This window comes from Desulfofundulus salinus (assembly GCF_003627965.1).
Lineage (GTDB): Bacteria > Bacillota > Desulfotomaculia > Desulfotomaculales > Desulfovirgulaceae > Desulfofundulus > Desulfofundulus salinus.
In genome coordinates this window covers 1,856,222-1,875,364 of record NZ_RBWE01000001.1, presented here as the reverse complement: position 1 = coordinate 1,875,364, position 19,143 = coordinate 1,856,222, and the positions used below count along the sequence as shown (strand labels likewise).

27 protein-coding genes are annotated in these 19,143 nt (G+C 51.4%); all 27 read right to left on the bottom strand.

What is annotated here, in order from left to right; genetic code table 11:
- Positions 1–9 precede the first annotated feature (9 nt).
- Positions 10–573, bottom strand: a complete 564-nt coding sequence (locus D7024_RS09630; RefSeq protein ID WP_121451600.1) for a hypothetical protein — start codon at positions 571–573, stop codon at positions 10–12.
- A gap of 102 nt (positions 574–675) precedes the next feature.
- Positions 676–843: a hypothetical protein gene (locus D7024_RS14835; RefSeq protein WP_165613191.1), complete on the bottom strand. Its 168-nt coding sequence runs from the start codon at positions 841–843 to the stop codon at positions 676–678.
- Positions 844–1,034: 191 nt separating this feature from the next.
- Positions 1,035–1,301, bottom strand: a complete 267-nt coding sequence (locus D7024_RS09625) for a hypothetical protein (protein WP_121451599.1) — start codon at positions 1,299–1,301, stop codon at positions 1,035–1,037.
- Positions 1,291–1,974, bottom strand: coding sequence for a metal-dependent hydrolase (locus D7024_RS09620; protein ID WP_121451598.1), 684 nt, complete (start codon positions 1,972–1,974; stop codon positions 1,291–1,293). The genes D7024_RS09625 and D7024_RS09620 overlap by 11 nt, the downstream gene beginning before the upstream one ends.
- Positions 1,975–2,021: 47 nt before the next feature.
- Positions 2,022–3,026, bottom strand: coding sequence for a methylmalonyl Co-A mutase-associated GTPase MeaB (meaB, locus tag D7024_RS09615; RefSeq protein WP_121451597.1), 1,005 nt, complete (start codon positions 3,024–3,026; stop codon positions 2,022–2,024).
- Between the two features lie 374 nt (positions 3,027–3,400).
- A complete protein-coding gene (trxB, locus tag D7024_RS09610; protein ID WP_121451596.1) occupies positions 3,401–4,315 on the bottom strand; it encodes a thioredoxin-disulfide reductase in 915 nt (304 codons plus the stop codon).
- A 144-nt stretch (positions 4,316–4,459) separates the two neighbouring features.
- Positions 4,460–5,182 carry an ABC transporter ATP-binding protein gene (locus D7024_RS09605; protein WP_121451595.1) on the bottom strand — a complete coding sequence of 241 codons (723 nt, stop codon included), beginning with the start codon at positions 5,180–5,182 and terminating at the stop codon, positions 4,460–4,462.
- A complete protein-coding gene (locus D7024_RS09600; protein WP_121451594.1) occupies positions 5,179–5,952 on the bottom strand; it encodes an ABC transporter ATP-binding protein in 774 nt (257 codons plus the stop codon). The genes D7024_RS09605 and D7024_RS09600 overlap by 4 nt, the downstream gene beginning before the upstream one ends.
- Complete coding sequence (locus tag D7024_RS09595) at positions 5,933–6,940, bottom strand: branched-chain amino acid ABC transporter permease (RefSeq protein WP_121451593.1); 1,008 nt, start codon at positions 6,938–6,940, stop codon at positions 5,933–5,935. The genes D7024_RS09600 and D7024_RS09595 overlap by 20 nt, the downstream gene beginning before the upstream one ends.
- A gap of 25 nt (positions 6,941–6,965) precedes the next feature.
- Entirely contained in the window at positions 6,966–7,850 is an 885-nt protein-coding gene (locus tag D7024_RS09590; protein ID WP_121451592.1) for a branched-chain amino acid ABC transporter permease, read from the bottom strand.
- A gap of 75 nt (positions 7,851–7,925) precedes the next feature.
- The gene (locus D7024_RS09585; RefSeq protein ID WP_121451591.1) at positions 7,926–9,095 is read right to left on the bottom strand and encodes an ABC transporter substrate-binding protein; all 1,170 of its coding nucleotides are present in this window, start codon (positions 9,093–9,095) and stop codon (positions 7,926–7,928) included.
- Between the two features lie 347 nt (positions 9,096–9,442).
- The gene (locus D7024_RS09580; RefSeq protein WP_121451590.1) at positions 9,443–10,273 is read right to left on the bottom strand and encodes an MTAP family purine nucleoside phosphorylase; all 831 of its coding nucleotides are present in this window, start codon (positions 10,271–10,273) and stop codon (positions 9,443–9,445) included.
- A 4-nt stretch (positions 10,274–10,277) separates the two neighbouring features.
- Positions 10,278–11,018 (bottom strand): class I SAM-dependent DNA methyltransferase, encoded by a 741-nt coding sequence (locus D7024_RS09575; RefSeq protein ID WP_121451589.1) that lies wholly within the window; start codon positions 11,016–11,018, stop codon positions 10,278–10,280.
- Positions 11,019–11,089: 71 nt separating this feature from the next.
- Positions 11,090–11,731, bottom strand: a complete 642-nt coding sequence (locus tag D7024_RS09570; protein WP_121451588.1) for an adenylate kinase — start codon at positions 11,729–11,731, stop codon at positions 11,090–11,092.
- Positions 11,732–12,069: 338 nt separating this feature from the next.
- Positions 12,070–12,543, bottom strand: coding sequence for a type II toxin-antitoxin system death-on-curing family toxin (locus tag D7024_RS09560; RefSeq protein WP_121451586.1), 474 nt, complete (start codon positions 12,541–12,543; stop codon positions 12,070–12,072).
- 13 nt (positions 12,544–12,556) lie between these two features.
- Positions 12,557–12,832, bottom strand: coding sequence for a hypothetical protein (locus D7024_RS14590; protein ID WP_125185645.1), 276 nt, complete (start codon positions 12,830–12,832; stop codon positions 12,557–12,559).
- A 92-nt stretch (positions 12,833–12,924) separates the two neighbouring features.
- Positions 12,925–13,344: a deoxycytidylate deaminase gene (locus tag D7024_RS09555; protein ID WP_243113747.1), complete on the bottom strand. Its 420-nt coding sequence runs from the start codon at positions 13,342–13,344 to the stop codon at positions 12,925–12,927.
- The gene (locus D7024_RS09550; protein WP_121451585.1) at positions 13,329–13,838 is read right to left on the bottom strand and encodes a hypothetical protein; all 510 of its coding nucleotides are present in this window, start codon (positions 13,836–13,838) and stop codon (positions 13,329–13,331) included. Before D7024_RS09550 ends, D7024_RS09555 begins: the two co-directional genes overlap by 16 nt.
- Positions 13,825–14,334, bottom strand: coding sequence for an ABC transporter substrate-binding protein (locus tag D7024_RS09545; protein WP_165859333.1), 510 nt, complete (start codon positions 14,332–14,334; stop codon positions 13,825–13,827). The genes D7024_RS09550 and D7024_RS09545 overlap by 14 nt, the downstream gene beginning before the upstream one ends.
- Positions 14,327–15,196 carry a tyrosine-type recombinase/integrase gene (locus tag D7024_RS09540; RefSeq protein ID WP_243113746.1) on the bottom strand — a complete coding sequence of 290 codons (870 nt, stop codon included), beginning with the start codon at positions 15,194–15,196 and terminating at the stop codon, positions 14,327–14,329. The genes D7024_RS09545 and D7024_RS09540 overlap by 8 nt, the downstream gene beginning before the upstream one ends.
- The gene (locus D7024_RS09535) at positions 15,196–16,032 is read right to left on the bottom strand and encodes an MmcB family DNA repair protein (RefSeq protein WP_165859332.1); all 837 of its coding nucleotides are present in this window, start codon (positions 16,030–16,032) and stop codon (positions 15,196–15,198) included. The genes D7024_RS09540 and D7024_RS09535 overlap by 1 nt, the downstream gene beginning before the upstream one ends.
- Positions 16,033–16,485: 453 nt before the next feature.
- Positions 16,486–17,193, bottom strand: coding sequence for a hypothetical protein (locus tag D7024_RS09525; RefSeq protein ID WP_207666917.1), 708 nt, complete (start codon positions 17,191–17,193; stop codon positions 16,486–16,488).
- Positions 17,193–17,534, bottom strand: a complete 342-nt coding sequence (locus D7024_RS09520; RefSeq protein ID WP_121451580.1) for a hypothetical protein — start codon at positions 17,532–17,534, stop codon at positions 17,193–17,195. Before D7024_RS09520 ends, D7024_RS09525 begins: the two co-directional genes overlap by 1 nt.
- A gap of 11 nt (positions 17,535–17,545) precedes the next feature.
- The gene (locus tag D7024_RS09515; RefSeq protein ID WP_121451579.1) at positions 17,546–17,893 is read right to left on the bottom strand and encodes a hypothetical protein; all 348 of its coding nucleotides are present in this window, start codon (positions 17,891–17,893) and stop codon (positions 17,546–17,548) included.
- On the bottom strand, positions 17,890–18,015 hold the full coding sequence (locus D7024_RS15395; RefSeq protein WP_279220985.1) for a hypothetical protein: 126 nt from the start codon (positions 18,013–18,015) through the stop codon (positions 17,890–17,892). The genes D7024_RS09515 and D7024_RS15395 overlap by 4 nt, the downstream gene beginning before the upstream one ends.
- Positions 18,016–18,133: 118 nt before the next feature.
- A complete protein-coding gene (locus tag D7024_RS09510; protein WP_121451578.1) occupies positions 18,134–18,430 on the bottom strand; it encodes a hypothetical protein in 297 nt (98 codons plus the stop codon).
- A 121-nt stretch (positions 18,431–18,551) separates the two neighbouring features.
- The gene (locus D7024_RS09505; protein WP_165859331.1) at positions 18,552–19,037 is read right to left on the bottom strand and encodes a fibronectin type III domain-containing protein; all 486 of its coding nucleotides are present in this window, start codon (positions 19,035–19,037) and stop codon (positions 18,552–18,554) included.
- Positions 19,038–19,143 lie beyond the last annotated feature (106 nt).

Sequence of the window (19,143 nt, the reverse complement as noted above, 5' to 3'; positions counted from 1 at the left end):
CCCATCTCCCTACGCCTGCTTGCTGCCGCTAACACTCGGGGTATCTTCCGAACTTGCCGTTGGTTCGGCGTTACTTTTTTTTTCCATGTTGGTGGCCAGGCTTCTTAAAAAGGTGTTCATGGGCTCTAGAACCCTGGCCAGATCCAGAGAATTGCCCTTACCGCTGCGAGTATTTTGATTAGCAGTTACCTTGAAGTCATTGAAGGTTTTCAGTATGGAATCAAACATGATCTGTACACTGTTGGCGATGATTTCAATTACCTGGCCGACTGTTCTGGTGCCAGCGATAATCTTGCGCAGTGTGAGCTCCAGATCCTTTTTTGGGGCTTCGGAACGAAAAAGAGGTTCCTTGGTCAGGCGCTCCAGTTGATTAATGACTACTTCTAGCTTCTGGGTCAGTTTATTTTCCCGTGAACGCTGTACTTCAAGATCGGCAATTAATTCCGCCAGGCGGTCCAGGCTGGCCGACACTTTTCCAGTATCTTCAATCTGACCGCTTTTTTCTGCCTGCAGGTTTTCCAGTTTTTCTACCAGGTCATCGAGAGCTTCGTGGATGGGCTTTTCATAGCTCACGCTCTGCACATCCTTTCATCTAAGATGCGGGTGGAGGGCTACACTGGTGTAGCCCTCCTGGTTAGGGAAAGGTTCCTCATGGGCACCGGTAGCATGCTGGCTTTAAAAGGCCAGGACAACCAGTCCTACCACGGCAACCAGAGCACCGGCGAAGAAGAACCCGAATCTGATCAGCAAAAGGCCAATTAGAATCAAGAAAATACCCGCAAAAACTTCAGTGACGCTAGTAGCCTTGGTCCCCACTTCCGGTTTTTCCACCACATCGGGCATCGTAAATTCCTCCTTATGTATGGTATTAGATTTTTAGTTTTTGAACGACACCCGGGTGCATCGTTCTGGTTTATAATATGAGGATAACTCGGGTGGTGTGACGCTGTTAGACAAATATTTCAAAGAAAGGAAAAAAGAGAAACGAAAAGAGGAGGCTACCGTTCCGGTAAGCCTCCTCTTTAACCTTCCCTTTAACCTTCACATTCACACCGGTGTTCGGTAAGAACGGGTCTTACCATTAAAGCGGCCTTTTCCCCCAGATTGCCGGGCCCTGGGAAGAGAAAATGTAGGGCAATGGCCAGGCCATAAATCTGCCCGTGAAGGAAGGCCGCGTAATTGGCCAGTTGCGGGTCAGGTGGGAGCGCCTGCAGCTGGTTCAGGGCCTGGTTAAACAATGTTAGGAGCTTTTGTCCCTGTTCCCGCATCCAGGCTGGGTCCGGCTGGTGATTAGACTTCATAGCTCTCTCCCGGGGCGAGAATGATTACCCGCGCCGGTGTTTGTGCTTCCACCACCCGCTTGAATTCCTGCGGATCCTGCTTAATCAGGGGCCAGGTATTATAGTGCATCGGAATGACCAGGTTTGGCTTAATCAGGTGTACTGCTTCCAGGGCGTCTTCGGGGCCCATGGTGAAATTATCCCCGATGGGCAACAGGGCCAGATCAATGGGATGCAGGCGCCCCACCATGGCCATGTCCCCAAATAGTCCGGTGTCTCCGGCATGGTAAATGGTATTTCCGTCCAGGGTAAGAACAAAGCCACAGGGGGTGCCAAGATATTCAGCCGGTCCGTTGGTAATCAGTCCGCTACCGTGCCAGGCGGGCGTTAACTTTACTTTTACCGGACCAAATTGATGGCTGCCCCCAATATGCATGCCGTGGGCCTGTGCACCTTGACGGCTGCAATAACTGGCCAGTTCAAAAACTGAAACTACCGTTGCGCCGGATCTTTTAGCGATTTCAATTGCGTCCCCCAGGTGATCGCTATGGCCATGACTGACCAGGATCAGGTCCGGGTGCAGGTCTTCTGCCCGGACGGTGGTCACCGGGTTACCAGTAATAAAGGGATCAATCAATACCGTTGCCTCTCCCTCCAGGAGAAAGGCTGCGTGGCCCAAAAAGGTAACCTTCATCTGGCAACATCCACTCCTTTCCGCTAAAGAATGTTAGATTATAATTATTATACCCCAACCTTTCCTTCTTTGGTATCTATTTCAATCTCTGATACCAGTTTTTGGTGATATTTCTCCAGCAGGTATCTGGTTATCTCCCGTGCTCCCCGGTAAGGGTCTTTTTCCCTCCTGGCAACTGCATCAAGAATGGGATTAATATAATCCAGCTCCTGGGTAATAATGCGCTGCCAGAGGTATTGTGCCAGTTCCAGGGTTTCGTTTCGTGCCCGGAACAAGCGTCTTTCCCCCAGGGTTTTATCCTGGAGCAGGTACTGCCGGTGGCTTTCAATGGCCGCAAGCAGTTCAGCTACTCCCCGTCCATCCAGGGTAGAAGTCTTCACCACCGGAGGACGCCAGGTTAAACGGTCGCCCTGCATATCCAGCATCATTTCCACTTCCGCCGCAATTTTGTTTGCCCCCGGTAAATCGCACTTATTGATGGCAAAAACATCGGCTATTTCCATAATGCCGGCCTTAATGGTCTGAATGGCGTCCCCGGCCCCTGGGGTTAACACCACCACAGTGGTATCGGCCAGGTGCATAATATCCAGTTCGGCCTGGCCCACCCCCACTGTTTCGACAATGATCCAGGAAAAGCCAAAAGCATCCATAGCTTTAATCACTTCGCCGGTGGTATGAGCCAACCCCCCCAGGCTTCCCCGGGTGCCCATGCTCCGTATGAATACCCCCCGGTCAGTAGCGTGGTTTTGCATTCTTATGCGGTCTCCCAGCAGTGCTCCTCCGGTGAAAGGGCTGGTAGGATCCACTGCAACAATGCCTACGGTTTTCCCTTTCTGGCGCAACAGGGTGGTGAGACAGTCCACCAGAGAGCTTTTGCCTGCACCCGGGGAACCGGTAATACCCACAATATACGCCTGGCCCGTTAGGGGATAAATCTGTTCCATGATGTGTTCAACAACAGGCTCCTCATTTTCCAGGTAACTGATTACCCGGGCCAGTGCTCTGGGGTCGCCGGCCCGAAATCTTTCTATAAGGCTTGCCACATCCTTCAATTCGTACCCCTCCCCCCTTTTTTATTATAACTGAAAAATCTACCCCCACGGCTCTATTGTTATGTGAAAAGAGAAAATTATAAAAAATATTTACCAGCCGGGGCAGCTGGAATGCCACAGGTATCAGCCAGGTGGTTTTTATGAACTGCCGAATGGTAACTGCGAGGAAAAAAATAGAGCCCGCCATGAAACGAGGGGGTCGCTGAACTGTAAGAGCTATTATCTTCCGCTAAGGAAGTAAATCTAACCGTTTGGCCGGCAAAACTTTTCCGCTCCCGGGGTAATGGGTACAATAAGGGCAAAGGCTGACAACAACCTAATCTCCTCTCCCTTTCTCCGCTGTATCAATAGATACAGCTTTCTTTTTTGTTTTTTTAGCGGTTATGTTCCAGATACTTTTCCGCACTGACTGCCGCGATGGCGCCGTCAGCTACGGCGGTGACTACCTGGCGCAGAGACTTTTGCCGGACGTCGCCCGCGGCAAAAAGGCCGGGACAGCTGGTCTGCATGTTTGCGTCGGTGAGGATATAGCCCCATTCATCCAGCTTAACAAGCTCTTTCACTATAGAAGAATTGGGGCTGTACCCAATGTAAATGAACACCCCATCAACGGGCAATTCGCTGGTTTGGCCGGTGCGCACGTCTTTAATGCGTACACCGGTGACAGTTTCCTTGCCCATGATTTCGTCCACCACACTGTGCCAGATGAATTCTATGCGCGGGTTTTGCCGGGCTCGCTCTTGCACGATTTTGGTGGCTCTTAATTCACCCCGCCGGTGAATGATAAACACCCGGGTAGCAAATTTGGTCAGAAACATGGCTTCTTCTACTGCGGCGTCTCCACCGCCCACTACCGCCACGCGTTTATCTTTAAAAAAGGCCCCGTCACAGGTGGCACAATAGGAAACACCCCGGCCATGAAAAGTTTCTTCACCCCTGACGTTTAGTCTTTGGGGTTGCGCCCCGGTGGCCACGATGACCGTACGGGTCTTGATTTCCGCGTCCTCTGTTTTCACTATGAAGTTAAGGTTATCCTTTTTGAGGTCCTCAACATTGGAATTAAGGATTTCCAGGCCAAAGCGCCTGGCCTGGGCTTCCATCCGGCTCATCAGTTCCGGTCCTCCAATGCCTTCGCTAAAACCCGGATAATTTTCAATAAATTCCGTGGTGGCTGCCAGGCCACCGGTCATACCCCGTTCAATTAATACGCTTTTCAGTTTTGCTCGTGCAGCATAAATCCCGGCCGTTAAGCCTGCCGGGCCACCTCCGATAATGGCTACATCGTACATTACGCACACCCCCGAAAAATAAGGCTGTATTAAGAGCTATTCCCGGCATAACTTTGACATAATTTGTTTCTCTTTAGTATAACATAGCAGCGGCCACATCTCAAAAGCATTTAACCCTAAAATGACACCCCTCTGCGGGGCAATTTAAGCCTCCTCCTCTACTTCGCCCAGATAGGCGCTCCGTATTTGCGGGTTGGCCTGTACTTCTGCTGAGGTACCGCTTAAGACAATGCGGCCTGTTTCCAGCACGTACGCCCGGTGAGCTATCTGCAAAGCCATATAGGCATTTTGTTCCACCAGGAGCACAGTAGTTCCCTGCTGGTTGATATTCTTGATAATTTCAAAGATCTCTTCTACCAGCAGGGGTGACAGGCCCATGGACGGCTCGTCAAGAATAAGCAAAGTGGGTTTGCTCATTAATCCCCGGCCCATGGCCAGCATTTGTTGCTCCCCGCCGGACAGGGTGCCGGCCAGCTGTTTGGCCCGTTCCCGTAAACGGGGAAAACGGTTCAGTACTTCTTCCAGGCTTTCCTGTACCTCGGCCCGGTTGCGGCGGGTGTATGCTCCCATTAAGAGGTTTTCCATGACGGTGAGGTTGGGGAATATTTGCCGCCCTTCCGGCACATGGGAAATGCCCAATCTCACTATCTGGTGGGCCGGGGTACGATTTATTTTTTGGCCCTGGAAATATATTTCTCCCTGGCGGGGAATTAACAGCCCCGAGATGGTACGCAGGGTGGTGGATTTCCCCGCGCCATTGGCTCCGATAAGGGTAACTATTTCCCCTTTCTCGACGTAAAATGAAATCCCCTGTAATGCCCGGATGGAACCGTAATAAACTTCCAGGTCTTTTACTTCCAGGATCAAGCCACCGTCGCCCCCTTGCCCAGGTAGGCCTCCAAAACCACCGGGTTGTTTCGGATTTCCAGGGGCGTACCTGTTGCAATAATTTGTCCAAAGTCCATGACCACAAGCCGCTCGCACAGGTTCATAACCATACTCATCTGGTGTTCAATTAGTAATACCGTCAGTTTGAATCTCTCCTTGATGTAGCGGACTAATTCCACCATGCGCTTTACTTCTGCCGGGTTCATTCCCGCCGCCGGCTCGTCCAGGAGCAGTAGCTTGGGGTGCGTGGCCAGCGCCCGGGCAATTTCCAGCCGCCGTTGATCCCCGTAAGCCAGGTTGGCTGCCTTTTCATTTGCCCGGTGGGCCAGGTTTAATGCCTCCAGCAGTTCCATTGCTTCCCGAGTAACCCTTGCTTCTTCAGCGTTATACCGGGGCGTTCGTAAAAGGGCATCAAAAAAGTTATATTTAATGCGGGGATGAAACACTGCCCGCACATTGTCCAGCACCGTGTTTCCTTTGAAGAGGCGAATATTTTGAAATGTCCTGGCTATGCCCCGCTGGGAAATCTTAAAAGGTGGTAAGCCTGTAATATCTTCACCACAAAAATGTATGGTACCAGCGGTTGGTTTATAAAGGCCGGTGATCAAATTGAAAATTGTGGTTTTGCCCGCACCGTTGGGGCCGATGAGGCCGACAATCTCTCCCTCATCCAGTCTTAAGTTAAAATTGTTCACTGCTTTGAGGCCGCCAAAGGCTTTGGACAGATTACTAATTTCCAGAACCGGCATGGGTGTGCTCCTTTCTGGTCACCATTTTCAGATGATCAGGGACTAATAACCGCAATTCCTTGCCGCTGAAAAGACCCTGGGGTCTGACGATAATCGAAACGACTAGAATGAGGGCATAAATAACTCCGCGCCAGTCAATAAAGTTTTGTCCCAGGACCACACGCAAAACTTCCAGCAAGAAAACCCAGCCCACTGCCGTGACAATAGTGCCCGTCATACTCCCCAGTCCGCCCAGCACCACAATGAGGAGGAAGTCAAAGGATTTCAGGAAATCAAAACTGGCCGGGTGTAAAAAGGGATAACGGTGGGCGTAAATGCCTCCGGCCAGGCCCGCTAAGGCACAGCCCAGGACAAAGGCCATGACCTTGTAACGGGTGGTATCAATGCCCATTACATCGGCAGCAATTTCATCTTCCCGGATGGAGGTGCAGGCACGACCGTAAGTGGAAAAAATGAAATTACGCACCAGCAGAATTACAATCAGTGTCAAGATAAAGATCAGATCAAAGTGGGCTACCTGGGGTGTGCCGCTCATCCCCGTGGCTCCACCCAGCACCGGGAACAGCTTGTTGCCGTTTTCCATGCCTACTCTAACAATAATTCCAAACCCGAGGGTGGCGATGCCCAGGTAGTCGGAACGCAATCTTAAAATAGGCAGGCCGATCAGCAATGCTACCAGACCTGCTACCGCGGCTCCGGCCAGGAGGGATAGGAAGAAAAACAGCATATTGCCGTTTCCATAGACCTTGTCCAGGGCTCCGGCTGTATAAGCTCCCAGACCGTAAAAAGCTGCGTGGCCCAAAGAAAACTGCCCGGTGAAGCCGTAGATGATGGAAAGCCCCAGGGCACCGATGACAATAATCAGGGCCTGGTCCAGCACCAGTTGCCAGTAGGGAGTAAGCATCCCACTAAATTGCATGGCCTTGACCAGGGCAAAGGAGAACGCTGCCCCTGCAAAAAAGATAAACGTGTTGCGTGATAATTTCATCTGCCCCTTCACCTGCTTTATGACGTTATACTTTTTCTGCTTCCGTACGGCCCAACAGCCCCGTAGGCCGGAATAGGAGAACCAGAATCAAAATGGCAAAGGCAATGGCATCTCGCATTTGGGAAGAGATATACGCGGAAGTCAGGGTTTCCACCTGACCCATAATAAGCGCGCCCAGTACTGCTCCCGGAATAATCCCGATTCCGCCCAGTACGGCGGCGGTAAAGGCCTTTAAACCGGGCATGATACCCATGAAGGGGTGAATCTGGGGATAGGCAATGGCGTATAAAACGCCTCCCAGGGCGGCAAAGGCCGACCCGATGGCAAAGGTAATGGATATGGTGGTATCCACATTTACGCCCATCAGCCGGGCGGCGTTATGATCCACGGCTACCGTGCGCATGGCCATGCCAGTTTTCGTATGGTAAATTAGTATTTGGAGCAGGATAAGCATGAACAGAACAACCACAAAAACGATCACTTGAATATTGCTGACGGAGAGGCCGGCAATATTCCAGTGCACTTCAGGAAAAGGTCGCGGCACCACCCGGTAATTGGGGCCAAATACGAACTTAAGGCTGCTGAAGTATTCTAAAAAGAGAGATACACCAATGGCGCTAATCAGGGCGGCAATTTTCGGGGCGTAACGCAAGGGACGGTAAGCTACCCGTTCAATGATCACCCCAAGCAGGGCACAGGCCACCATGGCCGTAAGTATGGCCACGGGCAGGGGCAGCCCCCATACGGCAAAGCCAAAGTAGCCGAGAAAAGCCCCCACCATAAAGACGTCACCGTGGGCGAAGTTAATCAGCTGCACTACTCCGTAAACCATAGTGTAGCCCAGGGCAATCAGGGCGTACATGAGTCCCAGTTGTAAGCCGTTCAACACCTGTTCCAGGAAATGCTCCACTCCACTAAACCTCCTGCAGTCAACCAATCTGAATGCGGGGAGGGGTTTCCCGCCTCCCCGCTTCCTGTTGCTGTTTTAATTGGGCTTGATGGCCGTGACGAACTTCTGCTTGCCGCCCTCAATTTTGAGTATGGTTACCGGCTTAATCGGGTTGCCGTTCTCGTCGAAGGAAACTTTTTCGCCGCTTACGATGGAGAAGTCCTTGGTGTTCTGCAAGGCTTCTTTGATCTTGGCCGGGTCATCGCTGTTTGCGGTCTTAATGGCATTAAGCAGCAGGTTGGTGGCGTCGTAGGTCAGGGTAGCAAAGGCGTCGGGCTCCTGGTTGTACTTCTCCTTAAATTGCTTGACCCAGTTTTGTACCTCCGGCCTGGGGTCTTGTGCGGAGTAGTGGTTGGTGAAATAACCGCCCTCCATGGTCGTGTAATCCAGGTCGCTGGAGTCCCAACCGTCACCGCCGATAAATACGGCCTTGATGCCTTTATCCCTGGCCTGTTTGCCTATCAGGCTGACCTTCTGGTAATAATCGGGCAGGTACAGAATGTCCGGGTTTTTCTTGGCAATGTTAGTCAGCACTGCGGAGAAATCGGTATCATTCTTGGCATAGGCTTCCATGGCCAGTACCTGTCCTCCGCCGGCAGTGAAGGCTTCCTTGAAGTTGTTGGCCAGACCAATGGTATAGTCGTTACCCTGGTCATAGAGGATGGCGGCAGTTTTTAGCTTGAGTTCTTCCAGTGCAAACTTTGCTGCCACTGTGCCCTGGGTGGGGTCAATGAAACAGGCCCGGAAGATATACTCTTTGCGCTTACCCTCATCTACAGTAACCTTGGGGCTGGTGGCCGTGCCGCTAATTAAGACCACCTTGTTATCATTGGCAAACTTGGAAATGGGGATGGTAGTTAAGGAAGTAAGGGAGCCTACAATGGCCTTGACGCCATCCTGGGTGATCAGTTTCGTGGCTACGTTGACGGCTTCTGTGGCGTCGTTGCGGTCGTCGGCCTTAAAAACTTCAATTTTATAATCCCCTGCCTTATATCCGGCCTGTTCTAAAGCCAGGTCAAAACCTTTCTGGGCTGATTCACCAAAGGTTTTTACATCGCCGGTCAAGGGGGCAATAAACCCGATCTTGATTACCTTTTCCCCCGAGGCGCCTTGGGTTCCCGTTTTACCCTGGCCGCCACAGCCCGTAACCGCCAGGACCAGACTGAGCACCACAACTAAAAGGATAGACCATAATTTCTTACGCACGGGTCGTACCTCCTTCTTTTTAGATTGCGAGCTGCCAAACAAGCTTTTGTTTCCTCCCGGGCACCGTCACCTCCCTTTTGTTTTGGCTGGGTTAGTCATATTTTTTAACTAAACGGTAAGTTAATTCCACAAAATATTCAAAAATCCTTTTAAACTCTCCTTGTGGGAGGATAAAAATTTTGGAGCGCCTTTATTGGCGCTCCACATAGCTTTTTTCATGTTTTTTGGAGATTTCTGGACAATTTATTAATTGTGGCAGGGAATCCTTTCCTCTTGCCCATCCACCTCCTTGTAACCCGATTACACTAAAACTATATTAAAGGCACCCGGGTATTTTGTCTGGTAATTTATTCCTTGAGCAGGGTGGGATGGCGTAAATCTGCACAACCACATTCCTGCCGGTCATCGATTTGGCGCATAGCCTCCAGGAGAATGTCCCCCATGCGGTGCGCTTCATGATAAAAAATGTCGGCCAGTTCCCAGTGCTCCCATTCCCTGATCACACCCTCGGCGTAGTTGGTCACTATATCCACCCTGCCGTAGCAGGCACCAATTTCCCTGGCCAGATAAACCTCGGGGCACATGCTCTGCCCCACTATATCGGCTCCTAAACGTCCGAGCATGGCTACCTCGGCCGGGCTTTCAAAATGACGTCCGTCGGTAACGGCATATATCCCCCGGTCAAAGACCCGCCCCCCTTCCGGGGTATTTTTTTCAGCCGCGTTAATCAGGGCATTCCGGAGGACAGGACAAACGGGCTGGCGCATGGTGAGCAAGAATTCACCATCAAGGCCCACGTCTTTGCGCATGGAAAAGTCCAGGTAATCCGAGGCAACCAGAATATCCCGGGGCTTAAGCAGGTGGTTGATGGACCCTACCCCGCCCTCGGCCAAAATTCTCTTTACTCCTGCTTCCCTCAGCACCCAGAATAGTTGTTGGGAGGCCTTACCCCGGTGTATCCCCCGGCGCCAGCCGTGCATTTTTACCGTCAACACTTTTTTCTCACCCAGGGTAAATAATTTTAAAGGAGGACTGTCACCGTAGGGAGTGGGGAAAACCAGGTTTTCAGCCAGAACCTGGACATCGGGAGCACCCAGATCTTGAGGGAAATTTAAGCTAAAGGTGCTTGACCCGCCAATGATGGCAAAAACCACCCGTGGGATGTTTGGTGCGGACACGCAATCAACTCCTTTGGGCCACATAAAAATGGCGCCGGCTTTCTGTATGAATGGGGGTAAAGGAAAAGGCATCGTAGGAAGCGAGATGCTTAAAACCCGCGGCTTGTAAGGCCTGCCGTACCTGCTCCGGCGTGTAGCCGTACTCCCGGTGTTGTTCGGTAAATTTATAGTAGTATTCCCCCTCCCGGATAAAAGCGGTGAGGTGGATTTCCCAGCTGCAGTCGAAAGACCGGTAACAGCTCTGCCAGACGAGGGTGAAATTCGGTTCGTCCACTACGGTTACTTCGGGGGTGGTGCCAGCCAACCACTGAATGGCATTTAAATCAAAAACGAACATTCCACCTGGCGTAAGGTTTTTTCTCACCTGTTGAAAGGTCCTTTCCAGGTCCCTGTAGTCTGCTAGATAGTTTAATCCATCATGAAAGCAGGTAATCAAGTCTACCGGTTCCTTAAGCTGAAAAGAACGCATATCGGCTGTAAAGAAATTTACCGCCAGCCCTTGTTTTGCAGCCTTCTCCCTGGCAATGGCAACCATGGCCGGGGAGAGATCCAATCCCATGACCTGGTAACCCCTGCGGGCCAGGGGCAGGGTGGTGTTCCCCGTACCACAGGCTAGATCCAGGATCGTGCGGGGGTGATAGTTAAATCGCAGTAGAATTTCCTCCAGGTAGTCGGCCCAGCCCTCAAAGTCCACCCCGGCCAATAAAAAATCGTAAATGTGTGCCAGACCGGCATAACACTGCATAACCATTTCCTTTCACAAAAATTAAGTTAAATGTGCCCCCGGTAAAATTCCGGGGGCTTTGAGGAAATTTATCATTTCAGGCTGGCCAGAATGTCTTCCAGCACCTTTTTAATTTCCTGGTCACCGTTAATATTTTTGAGCAACCCCTTGCCGGCGTAATAATCAATTAACGGTTGGGTCTGGGCTTCGTAAACATCCAGGCGGTTGGCTACCGCTTCCTCGTTATCATCGCTGCGCTGGTAGAGCTCGCCGCCGCAGCTATTGCATTTACCCTCCACCTGGGGTGGGTTAAACAGAATATGATAGCTGGCGCCGCAACCGCGGCAGACCCGGCGGCCGGTGAGGCGAGCCATAAGCTTGTCCCGGGGTACGGCAATGTTAATTACTGCATCCAGCCGGATGCCCATGGTTTGAAGAGTGTCATCCAGTGCCTGGGCCTGGGCCAGGGTCCGGGGGAATCCATCCAACAGGAAGCCCTTCTTACAGTCGGGCTTTTGCAGGCGGTCCCGCACCATGCCCACGACCACGTTATCGGGGACCAATTCGCCCTTATCCATATATTCCTTAGCTTTTTTTCCCATCTCCGTACCTTCTTTAATTGCTGCCCGGAACATGTCTCCCGTGGAAATGTGTGTAATATTCAGTTCCTTCACCAGCATTTCGGCCTGGGTACCCTTCCCGGCCCCTGGCGGCCCCATGATGAGTAGTTTCAAAACTATCCCCTCCTGAAAATAACCGTAATCAATTAATATAAATTATAGCATGGATTACCCACCAGGGAAACAGGTTTGTCAAGCGTCAAAAACAAAACCCGGGCTTGACCCGGGTTCATTCCGCCATAAAAAATACTGGTCGGGATGACAGGATTTGAACCTGCGAATTCCCGTAAAATATCCTTTTTCTTAACCTCCCCCGGGGTCACTTCCTCGGGGGCCACTTTACCACTCGACTCCTGCGCAGCGCCGACCAGGAACCTGGCCAAACCGGGACAGTTAGAGCCCGCGACGGCAAGCGGAAAAGATACTTAAGCTAAACAAACCTCGCTATATCTTCAATCGCGCAGGTTTTCTATCAAGCTAATTATCTTATCCCAGTACACCTCAAGCTTAGACTTAGGCTTGCGCTCCGGGACTCTGGTATATTTTTTTAAAGTCCGCGCAATATTATTGACACTTGGTTTATCCATAACTATTTTCATTGCTAACCGATACATCTTGTTTTTTGGTGCAATAACCTCATAGCCATTTTCTTCTAGGAAAATTATCGTAGCCATCATCGCCGTCCGTTTGTTGGCATTATAGAAGCCATGGTTCTGGGCTATCGAACGAAATAAAGCAGCAGCTTTGGACAGTATATCCGGGTACAGCTCCTTCCCATCAAAAGTGTGTTTTGGAGCACCGAGGGCGGAAAGCACTAAAGAGGGGTCTTTAACCCCTCTCTCTTCGTCGCCATCCCTGCCGTAAAACTCACTAAAATACTCATCTGCCACAACATAATGAATAATCAACAATTCTTCGAGGCTCAGATACTTTACCTTTTTAACGTTTGGACAACTCCCTTAGATCTTTTTTAAACCTCTCAGCGGTTTTTACTACCTTTTCAATGTATTGAGCCGGAACCTTTTTTTGCCAGCCTTCAGACAAACCAAGTTCTCTCATTTGATGAGGTGGCAGTTTAATGCTATGAATTTTTTGGACAAATTGAGTCACGTTCACCGCCCCCTCTCTTCCATTATCTCTATGTTTCGTAACTTTAGTATATGCAACCAATCTATATTTTGCAATTTTGGCTTTCCGCCTAAAATGATGCTCCACCTTCCACAAGCTCCCTTATACATCCGATAATACAATAATATGCCCCAAAAGCAAACAAAACAAAAATCCCCGGGCCTGAGCCCGGGGATTACTCACCGCCACTCCTCCACCCTCACACCATGCCGCCACAAAAACTCTATTCCCTCGTCCGTATGCCCTTCCCGGCGCACTACCACCCGGGAAATAGCACAGGAGACAATCAGCTTGGCGCAGGTCAAGCAGGGATCCGCGTTCACATACATGGTCCCGCCCTTCACAGCCAGGCCGCGCTTGGCACAGAGGCAGATGGCGTTCTGCTCGGCGTGGACGCAGGGTTTGTAGTCTTCCCGGCCGGCTAAATCCTTCAAACAACGTCCCGTATCAATGCAGTGTTTGTAACCGTGGGAGAGGATGCGCCGGTCCACCACAATCACCGCCCCCACCTTTTTGCGCAGGCATGTGGACCGGCGGGAGATGACGTCCACCACGTCCATGTATATCTCATCAAATGTCGGTCTTACCTCTGGCACCACTCACTCACCACCGCCCAAAGTTTCTCTCTTTCTTCCGGGGTTAACTCAAAAAGAAACCGCTGCAGCATATCATCCTGCCCTTCCAGGCCATTTATGGCGGACTGGGCACCATCGGCAATATTTACCGCCCGGGGATGTACTTTCACCTTACCCAGGACGGCCCACAGGAGGTTTAAAAACCACCCGTTTGCCCCGGGTAACCGGGTGTCCAGGACCTCCATGGTGGGCTGGATCATCATGTTGATCATGTCGGCCTGTTCCCGGGTGGGCACGATGATCGGGCCGGTATTCAGCCCCAGGGCGGCCAGGGCATTTTCGATCATGCATTCTATGTCGTACCTGCTGGCGGTCAGGTAGTAAGGGGTTTCCTTATGCCGTAAATAGAACCCTCCGGGGAATTGGTAGTCTTTTTCGACGCATATACAGCCTTTGTTCCGGTTCCGTACTGCCTGCCAGTCCACCTTCAGTCTGCCGTTATGCTCAATTACTCTCAAGGATTTTCGCCTCCTGGTTTAGTGCATTTTTAATTTTAACCGGATTGTCGCTGTTCGCGTTGTTGATAGCGTTGAGCAGCAGGTTAGTAACGCCATAGGTAAGCTTGGTTAATGCATCAGGTTCTAAGTCCCGTTGGGTGCCGGTTAGCAGGATCACCTTATCGTTGTTCAGGGCAGGATTGGCCAGGGGACTTACAAGAGCTACAATTTTGTCCTGCTCGATAAGCTTTCTGGCAACCTTAGAGGTCATGTCGTTGTTGCGGTCATCAGCTATAACAGGCACAATTTTAAAGTCACCCTTATACTGCTGTATGGCAAGCTCAAAGCCTCTCCTGGCTGCTTCCCCCTGTACTCGCCTGTCTCCTGTCAGGGGAGCGATAAATCCCACCTTGATTACCTTTTTGCCCTCACCATCTTTTGTACCGTTGCCGTTCTTAATGCCACAACCCGCAACCGCCACCAGCATAATTAACAGGACAGCACATACTTTACGCATTTGATACGCCTCCTTTGTTAACGGATTCATGTAAGCCTTCCACGGCCCGTTCCAGGTCAGCCCACCCGGGCCGGGTGTACCTGGCGGTGGTGTCTATGCGGGCATGTCCAAGCAAAGCGGCAACCACCACTATATCCACCCCCTGGCGCAAAAGCCGGGTGGCAAAGGTATGCCGCAGGACGTGGGGGGTAACGTGTTCAACGTCCAGCCGCGCCAGGTAAGCGTATTTCTTCACTACGTCCTGGGCGGCCCGGGTGGAAAGGTGTTTATCACCCAGGCCGGGGAAAAGCCACTCCCCACGGGCCTGGGAAAGCCAGGGCCGGATCATGGCCCGGGCCTCGGCTGACAGTGGCACCTCCCGCCTTTTCATCCCCTTGCCCGCCCGGACCACCACCTTACCCTTGCGCTCACTTATCTCTACATCGGCGGTGCGGGTGCGGACAGCCTCTCCCACCCGCAGCCCGGCATGGAGCATGAGGGCAATCAGGGCCTGATCACGGGGAGATCCTTCCCTCTCCACGGCCCGAAGGAAACGGGCCTCTTCCACCCGGGATAGCGCCCGGGGAGCCCCTTTGGGTTCGGCTGCCCGGCGGGGGAAGGAAGGCAGGTCCTCTATTATTCCGTTCTCCCTGGCCCACCGGAGCCAGGCCCGGACGGCGGCCAGCCGGCGGTTCACGGTGGCCGGTTTAAGGCCGCGCACCGCCAGCATGTGCCCCTGGTACTCCCGCAGGTCGATGCCGGTCACTAATTCCGGGGTGGGATCCTGCCCGTTGGTATGGGCAAACCACCGGGCGAAGTCGGTCAGGTCCTCCCGGTATGCCCGGGCGGTGCTGCCGTCCAGGGTATTAAGAAACTCCTGCACTATTGATCACCTTCGTTAATCGCGCTGTATGTTAATTGCTCCGCAGGCAGGCATGTTATCCTTTCCGTTAATTTCATGAGTTTTTCCACCTCCCGGGCGATTACCCGCAGCTTGTCCCGAAATACTGGAGGTGTTCCGCGGCTCAGGACATTCTCCAAGCTCCGTTCTATCTCGCCGTTGTAGATGTTGACATCATATCTCGCCAGAATATCTTTAACTCTTTTAAAAACCTCGATTTCTCTTTTCTGCAAAGATAGTTCAAACTCTAGATCCCTTACCCTTTTCGTCAATTCCTCGATCTTTTCAGTCATTTTGTTTCTAACCCGCCAGCCAAGCTCTTTTCGCTCGGCTTTATCCTGAACCCATGCCTCCAAGTATTCGCGCTGGCTGCTGAAAAACGGGTGCCTGTCCGATTTGGACCGGCATATGAGCATGTAATACAGCATTTTCCAAGGTATCTCAATATCTCTGAAGGCGGCGGCCCTCTTGGTGTGGATACAGTCCTTTTCAGGGTTGTAGTAGATAAGTCCTACATCTTCCGGCACCTCCTCCGGCGCGATCAATCCCGCCGGGCAGGCAAAGTACAGGCGGTGGCAGTATTTCAGGTAGTAGGGCCACTTGTTATCCCGTAGAAAATCCTGCCGGCTGGTTTTTATTTCATACCCTGTGATGCAGGGTTTCTTCCAGGACTTTTTTACGGCCACGGCGTCCATGATCAGGAGGCCTTCACCAAATAGCGTCGGCCCGTTCTTTACCTCGGTTAAGAACAGTTCATCCTTATGACGCCGGGCTATCTGACGGAGAATCCTGTCAGCACGGATTTGGATTTTCCGCATCATGCTTCCTCCATTCTCTGGTCACCTTCATACTTTTCCGCAAACAGGCAATCAGAAGGGCGGTAATGCCAGTTACCAAACACATTGCAGTAACCGTTGTCGTTTTGCTTACAATTTCTGCATATCCTCGGCGGATTAACCCGGGGGTATTTTCTTTTCTCGTTGCGAATCACCCCGGGGGTAAAGTTTTCTTCCGGTACCCGGACGGGGGAATTAATCAAATTTACCCCTCCCGCATTATGCGAAGCCATTTTTAATAGATAATGAGGCCGGAAACCCGTATAACTCCGTTCCGGTTCCGGCCGTATCCTGCGCCTAAGAGACATTAGCCGAAGGTATTATGTGCGTCTTTTGGCCTGGGGGATCTTCCTCCACCACCCCGGATCCTTGACCCACTTACCGTCAACCATGCGCCAGTCAAGTTGTTCCGTCCCCCAGGGATTTCCTAAGGACTTACACGCCGTGGGCCGTTCTTTTTCTGTTTCTTGGTGCTGGTTCTTGTTCAACCTCTTCACCCTCTTCCATCTCTTCCGGGTCCTCTGTTTTCCCCATTACGGCGTTTAAATCCGCTCCGTCTCTAACCGCTATGAGTTTTGTCAAAAAGCTGTCAAAGGTCCGCTCGTTGGCCGGAAACTCAATGCTGCGGATGATGGCGTGGGTATCGTACAACCCCACCTCAAACAACTGCTGAACGATATATTTGGGCATAAACCTGCGCCTCAAGAGCCTTTCAGCCTGGTAGTCGTATATGTCATACATAAACCCCCCACCTACCCTCTGGCAGACAACAAGAATGTTGGTTAATTGCCGCATTCGCGAATCCAGATTGCGAATGTGAGGGGTAGTCATAAAAAGGCTGGAATGGAGCTTTCGGAGGTAGAAAAAGAACTGCGTCATGTAGATGTTTGCCCCCCGGTGGAACAGCCGGGAGTCAAGGTTAACGTGGGCCTCGTCTAAAAGGCAGATTGAGTTTGGGCTTTTCGCCACCCGGTAAAAATCAGTGTAATGGTTCAGCTGCCGGGCACCTTTCAGCCCGTAATTTGCGTACAGATCCACCGGTATCCCGGCCCGGCGGGCCTTGGCCGCGAAATAATGAGCCAGGACACTCATTCCGAACGTCTTACCTTCCCCCAGGTTGCCTTGGAAAACCCAGACATACATTATTTATCTCCTCCAAAAGCCTTGCGGAGGTTTATTTTCCCGGTCACAAAACCGCCCAGTGTCATCTTTTCGATGACCTCGACGAACACTCCGGGAGGAGTAATATCTTTTGCCATCTTGGTCATGGTCTGGATAATAGGCTCGTAAGTTTTATCCCCTCTCCTGGTTTGGAGGTAGCGCAAGAGGGCTACCCCCTGCACCTGCATTTCACTCAGAGGGGTACCGTGTCCCTCCATAAACCGCAGGGTTTCCACCAGGTCACCCCGGGAACTGGCAAAGAGCTCGTTAGACATTATATCCTGGAGGGTCTTGCCCCCACTGGTGGTAGTTTCTTCGGCCATCTTTTACCCCCCTAATTACGTAAAAGAAAAATGGTTATAATCAGGGCCGCTAGCATGACATAGAACTGTATATTTTGCAGCTTAGAAGCTGATCCGTAGTTAAACATGTTTTTCAGCACAACGGATTTTTCTAGATCCGCGATGTTCTGACTTTCGGCAAGGTAAGGGCCGGTGTACCCATAGATAAACGCCCTACCGCCCCCAGGGTAATACCTTACCTGCGCGTCAGCCCGGGGCAGGACAAGGTTGCCGGCATGGACGGAGTTTTCGTCCAGTGCCGTCACTTCGAGAATCCTTATCTCGTTTTCGTTTATCAGTATAACGTCATCGACCGCTTCTTTCTTTCGCTTAAAGATCACGCCCTATTCCTCCTTGAGGAGTTAAAATACCTATTGTAAACATACATGGAGGGTATGACCACCACGGCTAACCCTGCCGCTATTCCTGCCGTGGCCGCAAAGAAGAACTCAAAGACACCCATGATTACACCCCCTGATACCATTTTGAGGTATGTTAGGCCTTCGCACAATGAATAAAAACTGCATTCTTTTTGCAATAAAGTAAGCCCCGGGTGTTCTTTCTACCCGGGACCTGATGAATTAATCATAGTAAACATAAACCCCTGTTTTGGTCCTCCTGATTTGGGGGTTTCTTTCCGAGCTGACATATACTGAAGCCCGGCGGCGCCGTTGGCTGGTAGTAGTGGAACTTTTAGTTTTGGCAGTTGTTTTGGACTTTGCCGGGAAAAACTTATCCATAAGTTTCCCGAGCCCGTATTCAATAAGCATACGTGCTCCAAGCATTCCAAAGGCTATCGCATATATGGGGGCTAGAAATTGCACAACCATCCACAATTTATTCAGAACGTCACCAGCGTCTGTTTGAAAAACACTCATCCCACCTCCCTCCTAATTTGCCCTGTAGCAAGAGATAATTACCGGGTTAATGTGATTACCTTCAGGACAAAACATCTCGCGCTACAGGTCAATTATGCAAGCCTGGAAGCAAGTTAACCTTTTACTGTACCGTAAGCACACCCGACCACTGGCTCCTTGCGTGAGTCCCGGCCTTAACTCTCACCTGGCAGGGCCTGGGGACCGTTACGGGAGGGCCGCTGACGGTTGATGTCTGCCAGGTAACTCCCCCGTCAGTGCTGACCTGAACCTGATACTGATCTGCCCCGTTTACCGGTGTCCAGGTTACAGTTGCCGTAGTGTCCCCCCGGTAAGTTACTTTTAGCCCGCCGGGGGCGTTAAAGGGCCGGGGGTTTACTGCCCAATCCGATTCCCAGATCACATCCCAGGACCAGTTAGACGTGTTATAAGCCCGGATCTGGTACTTGTAATTCAGGCCGGCAGTAACCATTGTATCCGTCCACGTAAAAGAGTTTATTTCGCTGCCTGTTATGTCTTTCACCGGCATCCAGATGCCTGACGTGGAATCCGTGCGCCACAACTGTACCCAGTCGGCATCAATATGTGAGCCGTTACTGTTCCACTCCACCCTTACATCTTTGCCCCCCACAATCCAGTGTAAGCGTAAAATAAACCCCACCTTGCAATCAGGTGGGGACATAATCTGGCTTATTTATTAACCCTGCACACAGGGG

Bases quoted from the DNA above. Each gene is read 5' to 3' on its own strand.
- D7024_RS09575 (WP_121451589.1), bottom strand. From the start codon at position 11,018: ATGCAGTGTTATGCCGGTCTGGCACACATTTACGATTTTTTATTGGCC.
- D7024_RS09545 (WP_165859333.1), bottom strand. From the start codon at position 14,334: ATGCGTAAAGTATGTGCTGTCCTGTTAATTATGCTGGTGGCGGTTGCG.
- D7024_RS15395 (WP_279220985.1), bottom strand. From the start codon at position 18,015: ATGGGTGTCTTTGAGTTCTTCTTTGCGGCCACGGCAGGAATAGCGGCA.
- D7024_RS09595 (WP_121451593.1), bottom strand. From the start codon at position 6,940: ATGAAATTATCACGCAACACGTTTATCTTTTTTGCAGGGGCAGCGTTC.
- D7024_RS09625 (WP_121451599.1), bottom strand. From the start codon at position 1,301: ATGAAGTCTAATCACCAGCCGGACCCAGCCTGGATGCGGGAACAGGGA.
- D7024_RS09520 (WP_121451580.1), bottom strand. From the start codon at position 17,534: ATGGCCGAAGAAACTACCACCAGTGGGGGCAAGACCCTCCAGGATATA.
- D7024_RS09525 (WP_207666917.1), bottom strand. From the start codon at position 17,193: ATGTATGTCTGGGTTTTCCAAGGCAACCTGGGGGAAGGTAAGACGTTC.
- trxB (WP_121451596.1), bottom strand. From the start codon at position 4,315: ATGTACGATGTAGCCATTATCGGAGGTGGCCCGGCAGGCTTAACGGCC.
- D7024_RS09600 (WP_121451594.1), bottom strand. From the start codon at position 5,952: ATGCCGGTTCTGGAAATTAGTAATCTGTCCAAAGCCTTTGGCGGCCTC.
- D7024_RS09535 (WP_165859332.1), bottom strand. From the start codon at position 16,032: ATGCGGAAAATCCAAATCCGTGCTGACAGGATTCTCCGTCAGATAGCC.
- D7024_RS09510 (WP_121451578.1), bottom strand. From the start codon at position 18,430: ATGAGTGTTTTTCAAACAGACGCTGGTGACGTTCTGAATAAATTGTGG.
- D7024_RS14835 (WP_165613191.1), bottom strand. From the start codon at position 843: ATGCCCGATGTGGTGGAAAAACCGGAAGTGGGGACCAAGGCTACTAGC.
- D7024_RS09620 (WP_121451598.1), bottom strand. From the start codon at position 1,974: ATGAAGGTTACCTTTTTGGGCCACGCAGCCTTTCTCCTGGAGGGAGAG.